Origin of the sequence: Arthrobacter sp. RIT-PI-e (assembly GCF_001187915.1) — a bacterium.
GTDB lineage: Bacteria > Actinomycetota > Actinomycetes > Actinomycetales > Micrococcaceae > Arthrobacter_D.
Window position 1 is genome coordinate 21,845 of the sequence record NZ_LGIU01000076.1, and the last position, 16,291, is coordinate 38,135.

The window sequence follows — 16,291 nt, forward strand, 5'->3', positions numbered from 1 at the left end:
GCATGGACACCCTGGAACAACTCGGCCGGACCTTCTTCGACGGGGAGGCGATGCTCGCCGTCCTGCCGGACCTCCTGACCGTCGGCCTGCCCAACACGATCATCCTCGCCCTGGCCTCGGGGCTCATCGGGACGATCTTCGGCATGCTCCTCGCGGTCATGGGAATTTCCCGGAGCCGGGTGCTGCGGTGGGCGGCCCGCGTCTACACGGACATCTTCCGCGGGTTGCCCGCCGTGGTGATCATCCTGCTCATCGGCCTGGGGCTCGGGCCGGTCCTGCGGCAGCTCACGGGCAGCACCAGTCCGTACCCCCTCGGCATCCTCGCGTTGTCACTCATCGCCTCGGCCTACATCGGTGAGATCTTCCGCTCCGGTATCCAGAGCGTGGAGAAGGGGCAGCTGGAGGCATCGCGGGCCCTGGGTTTCAGCTACCGCTCGTCCATGCAGCTCGTGGTGATCCCCCAGGGCGTGCGGCGCGTGCTGCCCGCCCTGGTGAACCAGTTCATCTCGCTGATCAAGGAGTCCTCCCTGATCTACTTCATCGGCCTGGTGGCCAGTGAGCGCGAGCTGTTCCGGGTCGGTAACGACGCCGCGAGCAACACGGGCAACCTGTCTCCACTCATCGCCGCAGGTATCTTCTACCTGTGCCTGACCGTCCCGCTGACCCACCTGGTCAACCACATCGACACCCGGCTCCGGGTGGGCAGGCGCGAGCGGCCGGAACCTGACGAGCAGGCCGCGAAGATCGGCGAAGGAGCCCAAGGATGAAAGCCATCGATTCGGGAACCCTGACCGGTAGGAACCTGCACCTCTCCTTCGGGTCCAACCACGTGCTGCGCGGGATCGACCTGCACGTGGAGCGGGGCACCACGGCGTCCGTGATCGGGCCCTCCGGCTCCGGGAAGTCCACGCTGCTGCGCGTCCTCAACCGCTTGATCGAACCGGATCAGGGGGACATCCTGCTGGACGGCCGGTCCGTGCTGAAGGACAACCCGGACGAGTTGCGCCGACGCATCGGCATGGTGTTCCAGCAGTTCAACCTCTTCCCCCACAAGACCGTGGTGGACAACGTCTCGCTGGCACTGCGCAAGCTGCGCAGGATGTCGGCCGACGAGGCCCGGGCCAAGGCGCTCGCGCAGCTGGACCTCGTGGGACTCAAGCACAAGGCGGACGTCCGTCCGGGCAACCTCTCCGGTGGTCAGCAGCAGCGCGTCGCCATCGCACGCGCCCTGGCCATGGACCCCGAGGTGATGTTCTTCGACGAGGCGACGTCCGCCCTGGACCCGGAACTCGTCAAGGGTGTCCTGGCCCTCATGGCGGACCTCGCCACGGCCGGGATGACCATGGTGGTGGTGACCCACGAGATGGGGTTCTCCCGCAACGTCTCGGACACGGTGACGTTCATGGACGGCGGCGTGGTGGTGGAGTCCGGCCCTCCGGCGGCGATCTTCGACGACGCCCGGACCCCGCGCCTGCGCTCCTTCCTCTCGGACGTGCTCTAGGAGGACGCCGGGAAGAGGCCTCCGACGGCCGCAGCAGGTACCCTCCCGCTGCGGCCGTCGTCGTCCCTGTCGCTCAGGACAGGATGAAGTTCCACGTGCAGGCCAAGACCGCCGCCGTCACCGCTCCCCCGGCGACGAGGAGGCCGACGCCGGCTACCACGGCGTCGAGCGGTGAGAAGGTGCTCTCCCTCGCCCAGGTGCGCGTCCCGCCGCCGAAGCCGCGCGCCTCCATCGCCGTGGCCAGCCGGGTGGCGCGCCGGATCGCCTGGACGATCAGCCCGAAGGACTGCCCCAGCAGGTTCCGGATCCGCGCGGACACCGAGCGGTCGGAGCCCACCCCGCGTGCGTGCCGCGCGAGGCCGAGGCTCTCCCACTGCTCCATCAGCAGTCCCACCAGGCGCAGCGCAGCCAGTGCGCCGAGCACGAAGCGGTGCGGCAGGCGCAGCTTCTGCGCCAGCGCGTCCGCGAGATCCGTGGGATCGGTGGTCAGCACGATGAAGATGCCCGGCAGGGCGAGCGCCAGGGCACGCAACCCCACCGCGACCCCGGCGGCCACCGAACCCTCGGTGAAGAGGACGGGTCCCAGCTCCAGGAGCACCTCGCCGGTCTTCGCGGCGAGCAGCGCCGTCCCGTAGGCGCCGATCAGGGCTGCGATCAGCAGGGGCCAGATGCGCCGGAACAGACCCCACACGCTGATCCCCAGCAGCGGCATGAGCGCCACCTCGCAGACCAGGACGACGACGGCGCTCACCCAGTCGATGCTCGACATCAGGGCGAGGGTGATCACCGCGGCCGCGAACAGCTTGGACACGGGATTGGCGCGGACCAGGGTCCGTCCGGTGAGCACCGGCGTCAGGTGGTCGGTACTCACCTGGTCACCACCCGGCCCACGCCGTCGGCGATGCGCAGTTCGGCGCCGCCGAGTGCGGCGATGAAATCGGCGTCGTGGGTGACGGAGAGAACGGCCGTGCCGCCCTCGACCAGTTCCCTCAGCAGGGTCACCAGCTCGGCCCAGGTCAGGGCGTCCTGGCCGAAGGTGGGTTCGTCCAGGATCAGGACGCGCGGCGCGGTGGCGAGCATGGTGGCCACCGAGAGCCTGCGCTTCTCGCCTCCGGAGAGGGTGAAGGGGTTGGCCTTCAGCAACCCCGTGAGCCGGAGCCGTTCGGCCACCTCGGCGATCCGCTCCCGGTCCACCACTCCCCCCACCCGCAGCGGGCCGAACTCCAGTTCATCGGCGACGGTGGGCGTGAGGAACTGGTGCTCGGGCTCCTGGAACACGGTGCCGATCCGCTGCACGAGCTGCGTCGAGCGCCAGCGGAACGGGTCCCGGTCCGCGGTGCCGGCGAGCTCGGCGGACGCCCGGAGAGTACCGGACCGCGGACGCAGGAGGCCCCCGAGCGTGAGCGCCGCGGTGGACTTCCCGGCACCGTTCGGCCCGGTGATGCTCAGTGCGCCGGCCTCCTGCACGTCGAGATCCAGTTCGTGCACGGCTGCGGGGCCGCGCCTGGTCCGGGCCACGGTGAGCTCGCGAGCCGTCACCAGGGTCTCACCGCCGCCGTCGGGCATCCGCCCGCCGATCTCCGGCTGCCAACCGGGCACCCAGACCCCTGCGGCGGCGAGGCGCTCGCGGGGTGCCTGTTGCGTCAGCACCTCGCCCGGTTCTCCGTCGGCCAGGACACCGCCGTGGGCGTCGAGCACGATCACCCGGTCCACGACGTCGGCCCAGACCGCCACGCGGTGCTCCACGACCACGAGCGTGGCACCGGTGCTCTCGAGGACCCGGACCACGGCGTCGCGCACCTCGATGACCCCCGCGGGATCGAGGTTCGCCGTGGGCTCGTCGAGGAGGAGCAGGCCGGGCTCCATCGCGAGGACGGACGCGAGGGCCAGCCTCTGCTTCTGCCCACCGGACAGGGAGGTGGTGGGGTGGTCGAGCGGCAGGTCCAGCCCGACGTCGTCGAGCGCCCGGCCCACACGCCGCCAGATCTCCTCGCGGGGCACGGCGAGGTTCTCGGGCGCGAAGGCCACCTCGTCCCCCACCCGGGCGAGGACCACCTGCGTCTCCGGATCCTGCAGCACCAGCCCTGCACGGCCGCGCGCCTCGGCCGGTGGGGCGCCGTCGAGCAGGAGCTCGCCCTCCTGCTCACCCTCGTCGTTCGCGCCGAGCACACCGGCCAGTGCGTGGAGCACGGTGGACTTGCCCGCACCGGAGGCCCCGAGGAGCAGCACGCGCTCCCCCGGGGAGATCTCTAGGTCCAGCCCGCGGGCGGCGAAGGCCTTCCGGCCGGCATGCCGCCACCCCCAGCCGCGCGCCCGGACATGTACCGGGCCGGGTGGCCCCTGCTCTGGGGTCACACGTCCGCCGTGCGGCCGGCGGCGAAGGAGGACAGCGCGCCCGTCCTCGCGAGTCCGCGCATGGCCAGCCAGGAGAGCAGACCCGCGATCACCACGCCGGAGGCGGCGGCGAAGAGCACGTAGAGCAGTTTGAACTCGATGGTCCAGAGGGCGTTGTAGAGGATGTTCTCGCTGATGCCGAGGGCCAGCCCGGCAGCGAGCCCGGCCAGGAGCGCCACGGGGAGATTCCACCTGCGGTAGAGGAAGAGCAGGAAGACCAGCTCGGCACCGAGGCCCTGGATGGCGCCGGACAGGAGCACGCCCAGCCCCCACTGGGTGCCGATCAGGGCGGAGACCGCAGCGGCGAGCATCTCGCAGTAGATCGCGGCGCCGGGCTTGCGGATGATCAACCCGCCGAGCACCCCGGCGATCAGCCAGCCACCCGAGTACAGGCCGGCCAGGGGCGGGAAGCCGGCCGTGAGGACGCTGATCCCGGAGTAGCCCGCAGACCAGGCGAAGAAGACGACGCCGACGGCGACTGCGAGGACGGACGCCACCACGATGTCCACCACCCGCCACTGCCCCGTGGTCGGAGAGGTACCGGTACGTACTGGGGATGTTGCCATGGGAATTCCTCCTGGGACACAGGAGGGGAGAGTGCTCCGGAGCCCCGTGAGGAGCGGTCCGTGCACTCTGAGAACTCGACTCCCTTCGCCGGTACTAACCGGATCAGGTTCGAGGGTCTGCGGCGGTCCGCACTCTCAGCGCCCGTGTCCGCGGTGTACCGCGGCTCGGCGCTCCCCTGTCGTTCGTTGATTGAGCGTTCCCGATCCTACACGTGCCCACTTGTGCGTGCAGGCGTGCCCCGGAGCGTCCGTCACGACTAGGCTGGGGCGGGAGAATCGGACAATGAAGGAGAGACCATGAACGTCGTGTTCAAGTTGCTCGGCGCGGGCGTCAGCGTCGGTGCGGGCTTCGTCGGGACCAAGCTCGTCGACTTCCTGTGGCAGAAGATCACGGGTGAGGCGACCCCGCGTGGCAAGGACGGGCTGGAGAACACCCTGCGATCGGCCCTGGTGTTCGCCCTCGTCTCGGGCGCGGTCAGCACCACCATCCAGGTGGTGGCCAACCGCTCCACGCAGCAGGCGATCGAGCGCTTCTCGAAGACGCGGGACGAGGTCTGATCCCGAGCGGGACCGAAGACGAGGGCGGGTACCCATCGGGTGCCCGCCCTCGTCCGTGAAGGATGGACCACGGCGCCCGCGTGTGTCGCGGGACCGCAACGCTCATCCCACCGCGGGCCAGTCACTGGTCGGATAAGCCTCGATGGCCCGGTGCCGGAACGTGTACAGCCGACCACGGTCGATGATGCCTCGAACCGTGTCGAGCCGCCGTGAAGTCGGTCCGGCTTCCGAGGCCTCGGAGTATCCGACCTCGCCCGCGATCCGGGTGGGTTCGCGTTCCTCGGGGGATATCTCCGCCATCGCCTGCAGGAACGCACGCTCGCGCTGCGGCAACCTCCCGAGGATGCGCTCCACGTGCGCGGCCGCCTCCCGTCGAGCCCCCCGCCACCCCGAGATGACGTCCTCGCGGGTGATCGTCGTGCCGGTTCCGGTGTACCACGCACGTTCTCCGGCCGATTGGAACAGGAACGGTTCACCGCGGCACAGATCCACGACCGCCGCAGCGGCGCCCACCTCCATGCGTACACGTCCCAGACCACCTTCGCCGTCCGGAACTTCCCTCCCCGGGATCACGAACTCCCGGAGCGCGGTTTCGATGTCCGTGTCATCGATGGCCGTGAGGACCGTCGTCTTGAAACGTCGGGCGAACGGCGCGCCCTTCTGCGCACCAGCCCGGTCCTCGAAGTCAGGAAGACCTGTCAGATACACCGCGATCGGCAGGGACCTCTCCACCTGTGCACCTCCGGGGACGGGAACCGTCTCCTGGTGCGTGATCGCATCCCCGAGGGCGATCAGCACACCTCCAACACCTGAGCCCGGAACAGTGGACACTTCCCTCCCTCTGCCCGGGCTGGGACATCCACGACGTCGTCGCCCACCCGGTGGATTGCGCCAGGACGACGCGTCCCGGTTTCGTCCGCCAGTTGATCGCCGCGAGATTCGACGTCGACGTAGCCGACGCACGGGGCATCGTCGCGGAACGAGCGGCCGGCTTCTCCCTCCGGACCCTCGACTCATCGCTCCACCACGGCGCAGGTCCGGAGGTCCTGGGGAGCTCGCCGGCACTCCTTCTGGCGGTGTCTGGCCGCCGGCCCGGGGAAGGGGAGCTCTCCGGTGACGGCGCTGCGGCCTTCATACAGGGACTGGGTGAAGAAACCTGGGGAACACCCCGAGGCACTCGGAGCACCCGGGTCTAGGGTGAGGTCATGGATGCGGCAACCGAAGTGATGCAGGCCCTGATGACGCATGAGGACGCCGGTCTGGTCATGGATTTCGACGGCGTGCTCTCACCCATCACCGATGATCCGAGCGCCAGTGAACTCCTCCCCGGTACCGGGCAGATCCTTGCCGAGCTGGCCACCAAGCTCTCGGTCGTCGCCCTCCTCTCCGGCCGACCCGTGGAGTTCCTCGCTGCACATGCCTGCGTACCGGGCGTGGAACTCCACGGGTCCTACGGTCTCGAGCGCCTCGGCGCCGACGGCGTCGAGGTGGTGCCCGAGGCCCGGCAGTGGATGACGGCGGTCGAGGAGGCCACCCGGGCGCTGCATCGGTACCTGGACGACGCCGAGGGCATCCACGTGGAGGACAAGTCACTCGCCGTCGCCGTGCACTGGCGTCGTGCGCCGGATCGTGACGAAGCCGAGCGCCGCGTCACCCCGCTGGTGCGGGAGATGGTCGCCGCCCACGGGCTGCGCCGCGAACCGGGCAAGTTCGTGGCGGAGCTCCGGATGCCCCTGGACCAGGACAAGGGCACCGCGCTGCGACGGATCATCGACACGAACGAACTCCGGACCGTCGCGTATGCGGGAGACGATCTCGGGGACCTCCCCGCGTTCGCGACGGCAACCGCGGCGGGTGGCTACACCCTGGTGGTCGACGGCCCCGGGATGGCTCAGGGGGTCAGCGCCGTGGCCGGCGCCCACTTCGACGGGCCGGCGGACTTCCGGGCCTGGTTGGTCCACCTCAACGACGCGCTGCCCCGGCGGAGTACCCGGTAGGAGGTCCGCGCGGCGTGGACCGGATCGGTGGTCGTCCGGTCGGGTTGCGGCGGCCTACTCCCCCTCGGCGGGATCGCTGCTGCTCGGTGGCTGCGCGTAGCCGAGGGTCACCGTGTCGAGGATCGTCTGACGGGTGAACACCCCTGATCCGGGGGCAGTCTCGGTGAGCAGGTCGAAGGTGATCAGCACCTCCGTCGAGTGCGCCGTCGGGTTGGCGGGCAGGGAGACCGCCGTGGTGTAGGCGTAGGGCGGGGCGATGGCGAAGCTCCCGGTGTCGTTGGCCAGCTCGGTGCCCAGCGACTGCACCTGCGCGTTGAAGCGGGTGACGCTGATCGCCGTGCCGTCGTCGGCGCCGTCCATGCGGGCACTGACCCGGACGATCGGCGTGCTCTCCGGGGTCAGCTCCGAGACGTCCGCGTCGGTCCAGTAGTCGATCACCAGGTTGCGCGACGCCGCGGACAGGGTGTGGCTCACGGAACCGGCGTCGAGGTCGGAGGCGACGGCGACCCACTCGGGTTCCGCCGGCTCGTCGGCCTCGCTCTTCGGAGGCGTCCCGCCGTCGTCCGGTGCGGACTCCGTGCCGCTCTCCTCCGTCGGGGCATCCATACCCGTATCGGAGCCGACGGCGTCCTGCACCGGGACACTCGTTCCCTGCCCCTGTTCCTCCGTGGTCACCGTACGGACCATCGAGTCGGGAGCCCCGGTGGCACCGGGCATCCCCGGCACGGAGCACCCCGTCAGCAGGAGGGCGGTGGTCAGGACCAGGGCTCCTGCACCGGCCCGTCGGCGGGAGTCCACCCGCAGCGGCGGGATGTCGGCGCGATGTGCCGGACGGGTACGGTCTGCGACCGGCATCCGGACCGGGAGCGCTGCGTACGGGGAGAGCGGGGCCGCGGTGGAGGTTCTGCGGGTCATGACGGGATCCTTGTCGGGGAGGGCGGGCATCAGACGTGGTAACCGCGGTGGCTGCGGAGGGTCTTCCGGAGCATGAACGTGGTCTGCACCATGGTGGTGATGTAGAGGATGGGCCAGCCCACGGCGAGGATGCCGGACTGGATGTCCACCGGCAGCCTGAGCCAGGTGAACACCAGACCGGCCGCGACCACCGCGAGGACCACGAGCGGCATGAGGTACGCGCTGCCGGCACCGCGTTCCGCGCGCGCCTGGGCCGCCCAGTTGTCCGTCTGCGCGTTGGTGAAGAACTTGGTCCACGCCCGGAGGAAGTGGCCCATCCGCAGCCACAGGTAGAGCTCCGCGGGGGCCACGAGCAGGGCGAACGCGATGTCGCGCGCGGACTTGTTCTCGATGGTCAGGGCGATCCGGAGGTTCAGGATCACGGCCACCACCGGGGGGATCAGCCAGACGGGGTAGAACACCCAGGCACCGATGCTCAGCGCGGCGGCGAGGAGCATGATGAAGGAGAGCCGGGTGAGGATGTTGAACACCATGGAGACGTTCTCGCTCCAGCGCAGTCGCAGGTTCGGGTGGAGCGGCTGCCCCGGGGTGTTGCTGCGCTGCCCGGGCCACATGAGGTCGATCGCCCCGTAGTTCCACTTCACCTGCTGGCCGTCGAGGGAACGCAGGGTGTCCATGCCGCCCACCGCCGCCCGGGCGCGCGCCGAGATCTTCGTGGCGTACCCGAGGTTCTTGATCTGCAGCGAGAGCAGGGAGTCCTCCACCTCCGAGTCCTTGACCCAGGGGGTCGCCTGCCGGTTGTCGATCATCACGTTCTTCAGCGCGTCCATGGAGAGGATGGAGAACTGACCGCCCAGCACCGCCATGTTGCGGCCCCGGAGCAGGTTGTCCATGTTGAATGCGGCGAACTGCGCGCGCTGCCCTGCGGTGAGGAACTTCGAGATGAAGCCCTTCGATGACGCCTCGGCCACCGTGTAGATGGCGGAGATCCCGCCGATGCGGGGATCCGAGCGGATCTCCTGCTCCAGGTACTCGACGGCGTGGCGGTCCGCGACGGTGTCGCCGTCCACCCCGAGGAAGTAGTCGTACTTGTCCGCGACCTTCGTGTAGCCGAAGTTCAGCGCCCCGACCTTCTTGTCACCGTTGGAGCCGATGTCGTGGACGAACACCTCGGTCCTGTAGGTGATGTCCTGGTACACCCGCTCGTGCGGGCCGGCGAACTCCCGGGCGATGTAGAAGGTCTCGTCGTCCGAGTTGTTGATCACCACGTGGATGGCATCCGGCAGCCGGGTCTGCTCCAGCAGTGCCGTGAGCACCTCGGCGATGGTGTCCTGCTCGTTGTAGGCGGGGATCACGCAGCCGATGGTGGCGCGGTCCGTGGAGCGGTCCGCCTTCGCGGCCGGGAGGGTCAGGTAGTCGGACGTGGTGCGGTCAGGGAGAACTGCGGTCATGGGAATTCCTAGGGAGCGGGCCGGGATGGTGGATGGAGCATCCCGGCACAGGATCGAAGTGGAGAACGAGGAGACCCGGCGTGAGACCTGCGAAGGAGATGTCCGGAGCTGCTTACCACTTCAGATTAGAATTCGGGGGGCGGGTGAATCACGAGTATTCGCCCCGGGTTCCCGAATGCACGCCCACTTCACGATTGCGTGTTCCCCACGTGGTGACGGAGATGACCGGGAGAGTACTACTCGCATCCACCACCTGCTCCCCGATCCGGCGTCACCACGGACGGGACATGTGTCCGGTGCGGGATCGTCGTGGCCACGGTCGGGTTCCGCCGCGCACGTACCGACAGGAAGGACCTCCATGAGCCACTCCGACACCACCGCGGAGACAGCGGTCCCCACGATCGAACGGGCCCTGGCGGAGAAGGATCTCCCCTCGGTCATGGTGGCGCTCACACCGCTGGCACCGGACGAGGTGATCGACGCACTCGAGCGGATGGGCGCCAAGCAGCGGGCCCTGGTGTACCGCATGCTGTCCAAGGGCAAGGCGCTGGTGGTCTTCGAGGGTCTCGACGCCACCCTGCAGGGCGAACTCGTGCAGGCACTGCAGGACGAGGAGGTCGCCTCGGTCTTCGGCGAGATGGACCCGGATGACCGGGTGAGCCTCCTGGACGAGCTGCCGGCGTCCGTGGCCACCCGCCTCCTCCACGGGCTCCCTCCCTCCGAGCGCAGCCTGACCGCCGCCGTGCTCGGGTATCCGGACCGCTCCATCGGACGGCGCATGAGCCCCGAGTACGTCACCACGCACCCCGGCTCCACCGTGGCCGAGAGCCTCGAGCGTGTCCGGGCCGGGATGACCGACGCCGAGACCATCTACACCCTCCCTGTGGTGGATGACCAACGCCGGCTCGTGGGCATCGTGAGTCTGCGTGACCTCATGACGGCAGCCCCCACCACATCGGTGTCCGAGGTGCTGCACGAGCCGCACGCCGTGGAGGCCACCGACGACGCCGAGACCGCGGCCCGCCGCTGCGCGGACCTGAAGCTCCTCGCCCTTCCCGTCACCGATGCGGAGAACCGGCTGGTGGGCATCCTCACCGTGGACGACGCCCTCGGCATCCTCGAGGAGGCCGATTCCGAGGACCAGGCGCGTATCGGCGGGGCCGAGCCCCTGCGCCGGCCCTATCTCTCCACGCCGGTGCGCAGCATCGTCCGCTCCAGGGTGGTGTGGCTGCTCGTGCTGGCGGTGGGTGCGACGCTGACCGTGCAGGTGCTCGAGGTGTTCGAGGCCACCCTCCAGCAGATGGTGGTGCTCTCCCTCTTCGTCCCGCTGCTGATCGGGACGGGCGGGAACACCGGCAACCAGGCGGCGACCACCGTGACCCGGGCCCTCGCCCTGGCGGACGTCCGGCCCCGCGACATCCTCAAGGTGGTGGCTCGTGAGGCGAGGGTGGGGGTCAGTCTGGGACTGCTCCTGGGCGGCGTCGGCTTCCTCGTCACGTCCCTCGCCTACGACGTGGCGCTCGGTACGGTGATCGGACTGACCCTGCTGAGCATCTGCACCATGGCCGCGACCGTGGGTGGGGCCATGCCGCTGATCGGGAAGGCCGTGCGGGTGGATCCTGCGGTGTTCTCCAACCCGTTCATCACCACGTTCGTGGACGCCACCGGGTTGATCGTCTACTTCCTCATCGCCCGCGCCGTCCTCGGCCTCTGACCCGCGAGCTCCGGGGTCTTCTCCTCGGCCGCGTTCAGGACCATACTGGCCGCATGACCGACATGGCGCGGCGAACGGTCCCGATGGCGAGCCGGACGACTGGCGGGAACTCCCGCAGTCCCTCCATGCGCGCTTCCTGACCGGGGACTTCGCCGGGGGTCTGGCGTTCGTCGCGGCCGTCGGCGCTCTCTCGGAGCACACCGACCATCACCCCGCGCTGACGCTCACCCCCACCCACGTGGACGTGAGGCTCCCCTCGCCCGGTTCCCCCGGTTCCCCCGGTTCCTCCGGTTCCTCCGGTTCCTCCGGTGTCACCGACGCCGACAGGGAACTCGCACGGCGGATCAGTAGCCTCGCCCGCGAGCACGAGGTGGTGTCCCGGCCCGCCGTCACCACCGTGATCGAGCTCGCCCTGGACACCGCGGACGTCGCCGCCGTCGGACCGTTCTGGGCCGCCCTGCTCACCGGTGACGCCGGAGCGCTGGACGGGGACGACGTCGTCGACCCCACCGGACGCATGCCCATCCTGTGGTTCCAGCACACGGAGCCCCACGCGACTCCCCGGCAGCGGTTCCACCTGGACGTGTGGGTTCCGCACGATACCGCCGCCGGGCGGATCGCCGCCGCCGTCGCCGCCGGCGGCCGTGTGGTGGACGCCACCCAGGCGCCGTCCTTCACCGTCCTGGCCGATGCCGAGGGGAACCGGGCCTGCGTCTGCACCATGCTCGGGCGATGAGTGCGTCGCGGCGGGCCGGGCGGGTCACTCCGCGGGCAGCGCACCGTCCAGGTAGGCACCCAGCCCGCGCGGGCTGAAGGGCTTCGCCATGAAGTGGTTCGCACCCGCCGCGAGACACTGTTCCTCGGTGAGCTGCGGGGGACGTGCCGAGATGGTGAGGATGTGCGCGTCCGAGGTCTTCCTGAGCTCCTTGCACACCTCCAGGCCGTCGACGTCCGGCAGATTGAGGTCGAGGGTGACCAGGTGCGGCTTCAGCGCCTCCACCAGCCGGATGCCCTCGCCGCCGTTGATCGCCTCGTGGACGGTGAAGGCGCGGGAGGACAGGACGATCACGAGCAGCTGGCGGATGTCGGCGTCGTCCTCGATGACCACCGCATCCCGCTGCTGTACGTCCGCTGCTGCCGATCGGCCCACTGCCGCCCTCCTTCGGTCCTCGGCCACCCTACCGGTCGGCCCGTGGACGCGCTCGCGGTGCAGGTCCGGCTCCGGATACTCGCCACCGCACAGGCATCCTCGTGCACACCGTGCGGCGGAGGGTCCCGGCTCTCGGTCGGGGGCCCGGGGAGGACATGCAGCAGGGCCACGGTCAGCGGCTACCACCGTGGGCGTGAGGTGGCGCCGGCTGCGAGGTGAGGTAGAGACGGTGGGTGATGACGACGATCGTGAGCCACAGGGCGCCGAGCACCCATGCCATGAGGACGTCCGTGAGCCAGTGATGACCGAGATAGATGCGGCTGAGCCCCATGGTGATCGCGAAGAACCCCGCACCCGCCGCCGTGAACACCACCGTGCGCCTGCTCCGGCTGCGGAGCATCAGCAGATAGGCGATGACACCTGCGAGCACCAGCGAGTTCAGCGCGTGTCCGCTGGGGAAGGAGTCGGAGTACTCGTAGGGCGGGACGGCATCGCTCAGGGGTGGCCGGGCGCGGCCGATGAACTGCTTGCAGATCACCGTGATGAGGACGGAACCGGCCGCTGCAGGCACGAGCAGCGCCACCGGAGTCCAGGACCGGCGCCTGACGGCGAGCACGATCATCACCACCCCCACGAGGACTGTCATCCCCGTGGTTCCGCCGATCATGCTGTAGGCGGAGACCACCTGGTCGACGGGTGGTGACCGGAGGGTCATCGCGCCCTGCAGTACCGGCGTGTCGAGAACCTGCGCGCCGTCCCCCTCCACGGTAGCCTCGTACAGCTCGGTGGCACCCGTCCCGGCTCCGAGAGTGAGCACGAACCCGCCCAGGAGCAGGACGACGAGCGACGCCGCGGCGCCGATCCGCCCGCACGAGCGCAGGAAAGCGGCGACGAGGCTCCGCATGATCCGGAGCCGCCAGACGGTCAGGTCGCGGCCGAGGATGGCCGCGTCGACCGATCCAGGATTCCTCGTCCCCGCGTGTCCGGGGTCAGACACCGTCGCCCCGAGGAGGCATCCCTGCGCCACCGGGATCCAGGGGTGCCCCGTGACCTGCGGTACCTGCTGCCGAGCGGCGGCGGTCCGCCCTCCAGAGCAGCAGGACGACCCCCGCACCCGCGGCGAAGGCGAGGAGGGCGCCGACCCACTCGTCAGGGTGGGGAGCCAGCAGCGCGCTGCCGTCCTGCCACGGCCACAGAGCCCGCAGCGACCCGAGGATCAGACCGGTCGCCACCAGCAGGACCGCTCGGCGGTGGACGCGGAGAAGATAGGTGAGGAGCTGCACCACGGACACGAGACCCAGGACGGCACCGGCCATGAAGAGAGCGAGATAGCCCATGTCCCTCGAGCTGACGGCCTCGAGCGTCGGCTCGTACAGGCCGAGCGTCAGCAGGACGAAGGACCCGGACAGGCCGGGGAGCGCGAGCGCGCAGACGGCTGCCGCACCGCTGAGCACGATGACCCATCCGGAGGGTTGCCCGACGGCGAGCGTGGGTAGTCCGAGGAGCAGGAACGCGGCGGCAGCGACGACGACGACCACGGCCGGAGCCCCGATCCGGGCGATGCCGGAGGGGTTCCGTCCCGGTGGCACCGCATCACGTGCCATGGTGAGGGGGACGAGCAGACTCGCCGTCACCATCCCGAGGAAGAGGGCGCTGGAGATGACGGGCTGGGTCTCGACGAACGTGTGCAGCGGCCGTGCGAGGGTGAAGAGTGCGACGAACATGCCTACGGCCAGTGGCAGGATCAGTGACCATTCCACCGATGCGAAGGGGGACACGACGCCGGACCGCGCACGACGCGCCCTCCGTGTCATGGTGCCGTGGCGCACGGATCGGCTGATGCCGTGGAGCAGGTGGTGCGCCGAGACGATGAGCCGGTCGTAGATCCCGAGCACGAGCGCGACGGTGCCGCCGGACACCCCCGGAATCAGTTCGACCAGGCCGATGAGGGCACCCCGGACGGCATTGGCGATGCCCTTCGCGAGGAACCCGGTGTCCCGGGGTGATGCCTGGCTCGGCCGGGAGGAGCCCCGTTCCGGGGGGCTGTCGGTTCCGGGTGGTGAGCCGTGAGGTGGTGGGGGGAGAGAAGTCACCGTTTCAACGGTAACAACACCGGCGCCGTCCGCCTGACCCGAGGTGGCGTCGAGACGGATCCGAGACCCGATCGATGACCACCCGTGACCTGATCGATGCCGATGTGTGGTGCCGCCCACCCTCCCGGGGCGGGGGGATGGGTCCACCGCAGCTCCGGGGCCGGCCGGTGGACGGCGCATGGCGCCGTCCACCGGCCTCGCTCAGTCCCGTCGGTGGAGCAGTGCGTGCCGGGGACTGTCAGGATTCATCAGCGAGTTCCTCCGTCCGTAGAAGAAGTAGATGGCCAGCCCGATGACCAGCCACACTCCGAAGCGGAGCCAGGTCTCCCAGTGCAACTGCAGCATCAGGAACAGGGACGCGAGGACACCGAACGCGGGGACGATCGGCATCAGGGGAAGCCGGAACGTCCGCGGCACCTCAGGGCGGGTCCGCCGGAGCACGATGACGGCCACGCACACGACGACGAACGCCGCGAGGATGCCGATGTTGGTGAGGTCGGCCACCGCGCGGATGGGGAAGACCCCGGCGAGCAGGGCGGCTGCGACACCGGCGATCCAGGTGACACGCTGCGGGGTCCCGTTCCTGTCGGTGGTGGAGAACCACGCGGGCAGCAGTCCGTCACGGCTCATCGAGAACCACACCCGGGTGACCCCGAGGAGGAAGGTGAGCATCACAGTGAGGATGGAGATGACCGCGAAGGCCGAGATGATGGTGGCGACGACCGGGAGGCCGACGGACTGGAACGCGGAGGCGAAACCCGCGGTGGGACTGATGTCCCGGTAGTTCTGCATTCCAGTGAGGACGAGTGTGGCCAGGACGTAGAGCACCATGGCGATGAGGAGGGACAGCAGGATGGCCTTGGGCATGTGCTTCTTACCGTCGGTGGCCTCCTCGGCGGCGGTGCTCATCGCGTCGTACCCGAACACCGCGAAGAAGACGGTGGCTGCGCCCGTGAAGACGGCGCCGAAGCCCGAAGGCAGGAACGGCGAGTAGTTCTCCGCGTCGACGTAGAAGAAGCCCAGGCCCACGATCCCGAGGATGAGCAGGATCTTGAGTCCGACGGCGACGAGCTCGAACTTCCCGAAGGTCTTGGTCCCGCGGCTCAGGATGAAGGTGATGAACAGGCACACCACGATCGCGGGAAGATTCACCAGGCCGCCATCGATGGTGTCCGGGGTGCCCTGCATCCAGGTGGGGACGGTGACGCCGATCCCGGACATGAACTCCGTGAAGTACCCCGAGATGCCGATCGCGACCACGGCCACGATGGCGATGTACTCGAGGAGGAGATCCCACCCGATGAACCACCCGATGATCTCGCCCAGGGCCACGTAACCGTAGGTGTAGGCCGAGCCGGCCCGCGTGATCATGCCGGCGAACTCCGCGTAGGACAGCGCGGCTGCCGCGCTCGCGAGTCCTGCGATGAGGAACGAGATGAGGACCGCGGGTCCCACGGGGGTGCCGTCGGCACCACCGTTGGCGACGAGCCCGGCGAGGGTGAAGATCCCGATGCCGATGATGCCGCCGACGCCGATCGCGGTCAGCTGCCACAGACCGAGGCTCTTGAAGAGACCTGTCCGCCCGGTCTCGTCCTCGACGTCGTCGATCGGCTTGCGTCGCAACACCGACTGTGGATTCTGTACGCGTGGGCTGTCCGATGCCACTGCTGCCTCCTCGAGGGTCCGTGCTCTCCGCACCCGGTCAGTATGCGCCGACAACGCCCCGAAGATAAGCCCCGGGGCATGGGGAGATCCGGCCCTGCCCGGCGGGTGTTCCGCACCATCCGCCGGAGGAGGGGAAGGAGCGTGCGGGTGGTGCCCTAGTTGTTCTGTGTCATGACGTTGGCGACGCTGTCGTGCAGGCGTGTGGCTGGGGGTTGGTTCCCGATCGCAGTATGTGCTCGATGGTAGTTGTAGTGGATGTTCCAGGTGGTAATCGCGTTGGTGCGCTG

General features: G+C 69.4%; 17 protein-coding genes, 1 pseudogene and 1 riboswitch. Of the genes and pseudogenes, 7 read left to right on the forward strand and 11 right to left on the reverse strand.

Annotated elements, in window-relative coordinates:
• The first annotated feature begins 2 nt into the window (after nt 1–2).
• Together AC792_RS10730 and AC792_RS10735 are read left to right on the forward strand one after the other, a co-directional pair.
• Entirely contained in the window at nt 3–767 is a 765-nt protein-coding gene (locus AC792_RS10730) for an amino acid ABC transporter permease (RefSeq protein WP_049830515.1), read from the forward strand.
• A complete protein-coding gene (locus AC792_RS10735) occupies nt 764–1,501 on the forward strand; it encodes an amino acid ABC transporter ATP-binding protein (RefSeq protein ID WP_049830516.1) in 738 nt (245 codons plus the stop codon). The genes AC792_RS10730 and AC792_RS10735 overlap by 4 nt, the downstream gene beginning before the upstream one ends.
• 73 nt (nt 1,502–1,574) lie before the next feature.
• On the opposite strand, the gene AC792_RS10740 is transcribed toward AC792_RS10735, so the two are convergent.
• The 3 genes from AC792_RS10740 to AC792_RS10750 are packed head-to-tail and all read right to left on the reverse strand — an operon-like array spanning nt 1,575 to nt 4,461.
• Complete coding sequence (locus tag AC792_RS10740) at nt 1,575–2,372, reverse strand: energy-coupling factor transporter transmembrane component T family protein (RefSeq protein ID WP_082177655.1); 798 nt, start codon at nt 2,370–2,372, stop codon at nt 1,575–1,577.
• Nucleotides 2,369–3,856, reverse strand: a complete 1,488-nt coding sequence (locus AC792_RS10745; RefSeq protein WP_049830517.1) for an ABC transporter ATP-binding protein — start codon at nt 3,854–3,856, stop codon at nt 2,369–2,371. The genes AC792_RS10740 and AC792_RS10745 overlap by 4 nt, the downstream gene beginning before the upstream one ends.
• Complete coding sequence (locus AC792_RS10750; RefSeq protein WP_049830518.1) at nt 3,853–4,461, reverse strand: ECF transporter S component; 609 nt, start codon at nt 4,459–4,461, stop codon at nt 3,853–3,855. The genes AC792_RS10745 and AC792_RS10750 overlap by 4 nt, the downstream gene beginning before the upstream one ends.
• A 63-nt stretch (nt 4,462–4,524) precedes the next feature.
• A riboswitch (TPP riboswitch) is annotated at nt 4,525–4,649 on the reverse strand.
• A 109-nt stretch (nt 4,650–4,758) separates the two neighbouring features.
• On the opposite strand from AC792_RS10750, the gene AC792_RS10755 reads away from it, so the two are divergent.
• The gene (locus AC792_RS10755) at nt 4,759–5,019 is read left to right on the forward strand and encodes a DUF4235 domain-containing protein (RefSeq protein ID WP_049830519.1); all 261 of its coding nucleotides are present in this window, start codon (nt 4,759–4,761) and stop codon (nt 5,017–5,019) included.
• A gap of 102 nt (nt 5,020–5,121) precedes the next feature.
• Here AC792_RS10755 and AC792_RS10760 read toward each other — a convergent pair whose 3' ends face one another.
• Nucleotides 5,122–5,850, reverse strand: coding sequence for a hypothetical protein (locus AC792_RS10760; protein WP_049830520.1), 729 nt, complete (start codon nt 5,848–5,850; stop codon nt 5,122–5,124).
• On the opposite strand from AC792_RS10760, the gene AC792_RS16480 reads away from it, so the two are divergent.
• Both AC792_RS16480 and otsB read left to right on the forward strand, forming a co-directional pair.
• On the forward strand, nt 5,829–6,215 hold the full coding sequence (locus tag AC792_RS16480; RefSeq protein ID WP_082177656.1) for a maleylpyruvate isomerase N-terminal domain-containing protein: 387 nt from the start codon (nt 5,829–5,831) through the stop codon (nt 6,213–6,215). The genes AC792_RS10760 and AC792_RS16480 overlap by 22 nt on opposite strands.
• A 9-nt stretch (nt 6,216–6,224) precedes the next feature.
• Nucleotides 6,225–7,016 (forward strand): trehalose-phosphatase, encoded by a 792-nt coding sequence (gene otsB, locus AC792_RS10765; RefSeq protein WP_049830521.1) that lies wholly within the window; start codon nt 6,225–6,227, stop codon nt 7,014–7,016.
• 54 nt (nt 7,017–7,070) lie between these two features.
• Here the strand turns inward: otsB and AC792_RS10770 are convergent, their stop codons facing one another.
• Both AC792_RS10770 and AC792_RS10775 read right to left on the reverse strand, forming a co-directional pair.
• The gene (locus AC792_RS10770) at nt 7,071–7,931 is read right to left on the reverse strand and encodes a hypothetical protein (protein ID WP_049830522.1); all 861 of its coding nucleotides are present in this window, start codon (nt 7,929–7,931) and stop codon (nt 7,071–7,073) included.
• Nucleotides 7,932–7,960: 29 nt separating this feature from the next.
• Entirely contained in the window at nt 7,961–9,382 is a 1,422-nt protein-coding gene (locus AC792_RS10775) for a glycosyltransferase family 2 protein (protein WP_049830523.1), read from the reverse strand.
• Nucleotides 9,383–9,740: 358 nt separating this feature from the next.
• Here AC792_RS10775 and mgtE point away from each other — a divergent pair, with 358 nt between their 5' ends.
• Nucleotides 9,741–11,096, forward strand: a complete 1,356-nt coding sequence (gene mgtE, locus AC792_RS10780; protein WP_049830524.1) for a magnesium transporter — start codon at nt 9,741–9,743, stop codon at nt 11,094–11,096.
• 136 nt (nt 11,097–11,232) lie between these two features.
• Nucleotides 11,233–11,832 carry a VOC family protein gene (locus tag AC792_RS18210; RefSeq protein WP_082177658.1) on the forward strand — a complete coding sequence of 200 codons (600 nt, stop codon included), beginning with the start codon at nt 11,233–11,235 and terminating at the stop codon, nt 11,830–11,832.
• A gap of 24 nt (nt 11,833–11,856) precedes the next feature.
• Here AC792_RS18210 and AC792_RS17340 read toward each other — a convergent pair whose 3' ends face one another.
• The 5 genes and pseudogenes from AC792_RS17340 to AC792_RS17450 all read right to left on the reverse strand — a co-directional run.
• Nucleotides 11,857–12,246 (reverse strand): response regulator transcription factor, encoded by a 390-nt coding sequence (locus AC792_RS17340; protein ID WP_049830525.1) that lies wholly within the window; start codon nt 12,244–12,246, stop codon nt 11,857–11,859.
• Between the two features lie 172 nt (nt 12,247–12,418).
• Complete coding sequence (locus AC792_RS10795; RefSeq protein ID WP_152916150.1) at nt 12,419–13,243, reverse strand: phosphatase PAP2 family protein; 825 nt, start codon at nt 13,241–13,243, stop codon at nt 12,419–12,421.
• Entirely contained in the window at nt 13,236–14,339 is a 1,104-nt protein-coding gene (locus AC792_RS10800; RefSeq protein ID WP_160317638.1) for a DUF368 domain-containing protein, read from the reverse strand. The genes AC792_RS10795 and AC792_RS10800 overlap by 8 nt, the downstream gene beginning before the upstream one ends.
• A 201-nt stretch (nt 14,340–14,540) precedes the next feature.
• The gene (locus tag AC792_RS10805) at nt 14,541–15,965 is read right to left on the reverse strand and encodes an amino acid permease (RefSeq protein ID WP_235436640.1); all 1,425 of its coding nucleotides are present in this window, start codon (nt 15,963–15,965) and stop codon (nt 14,541–14,543) included.
• A 194-nt stretch (nt 15,966–16,159) separates the two neighbouring features.
• Nucleotides 16,160–16,291, reverse strand: a pseudogene (locus AC792_RS17450) (IS481 family transposase); the annotation flags it as partial.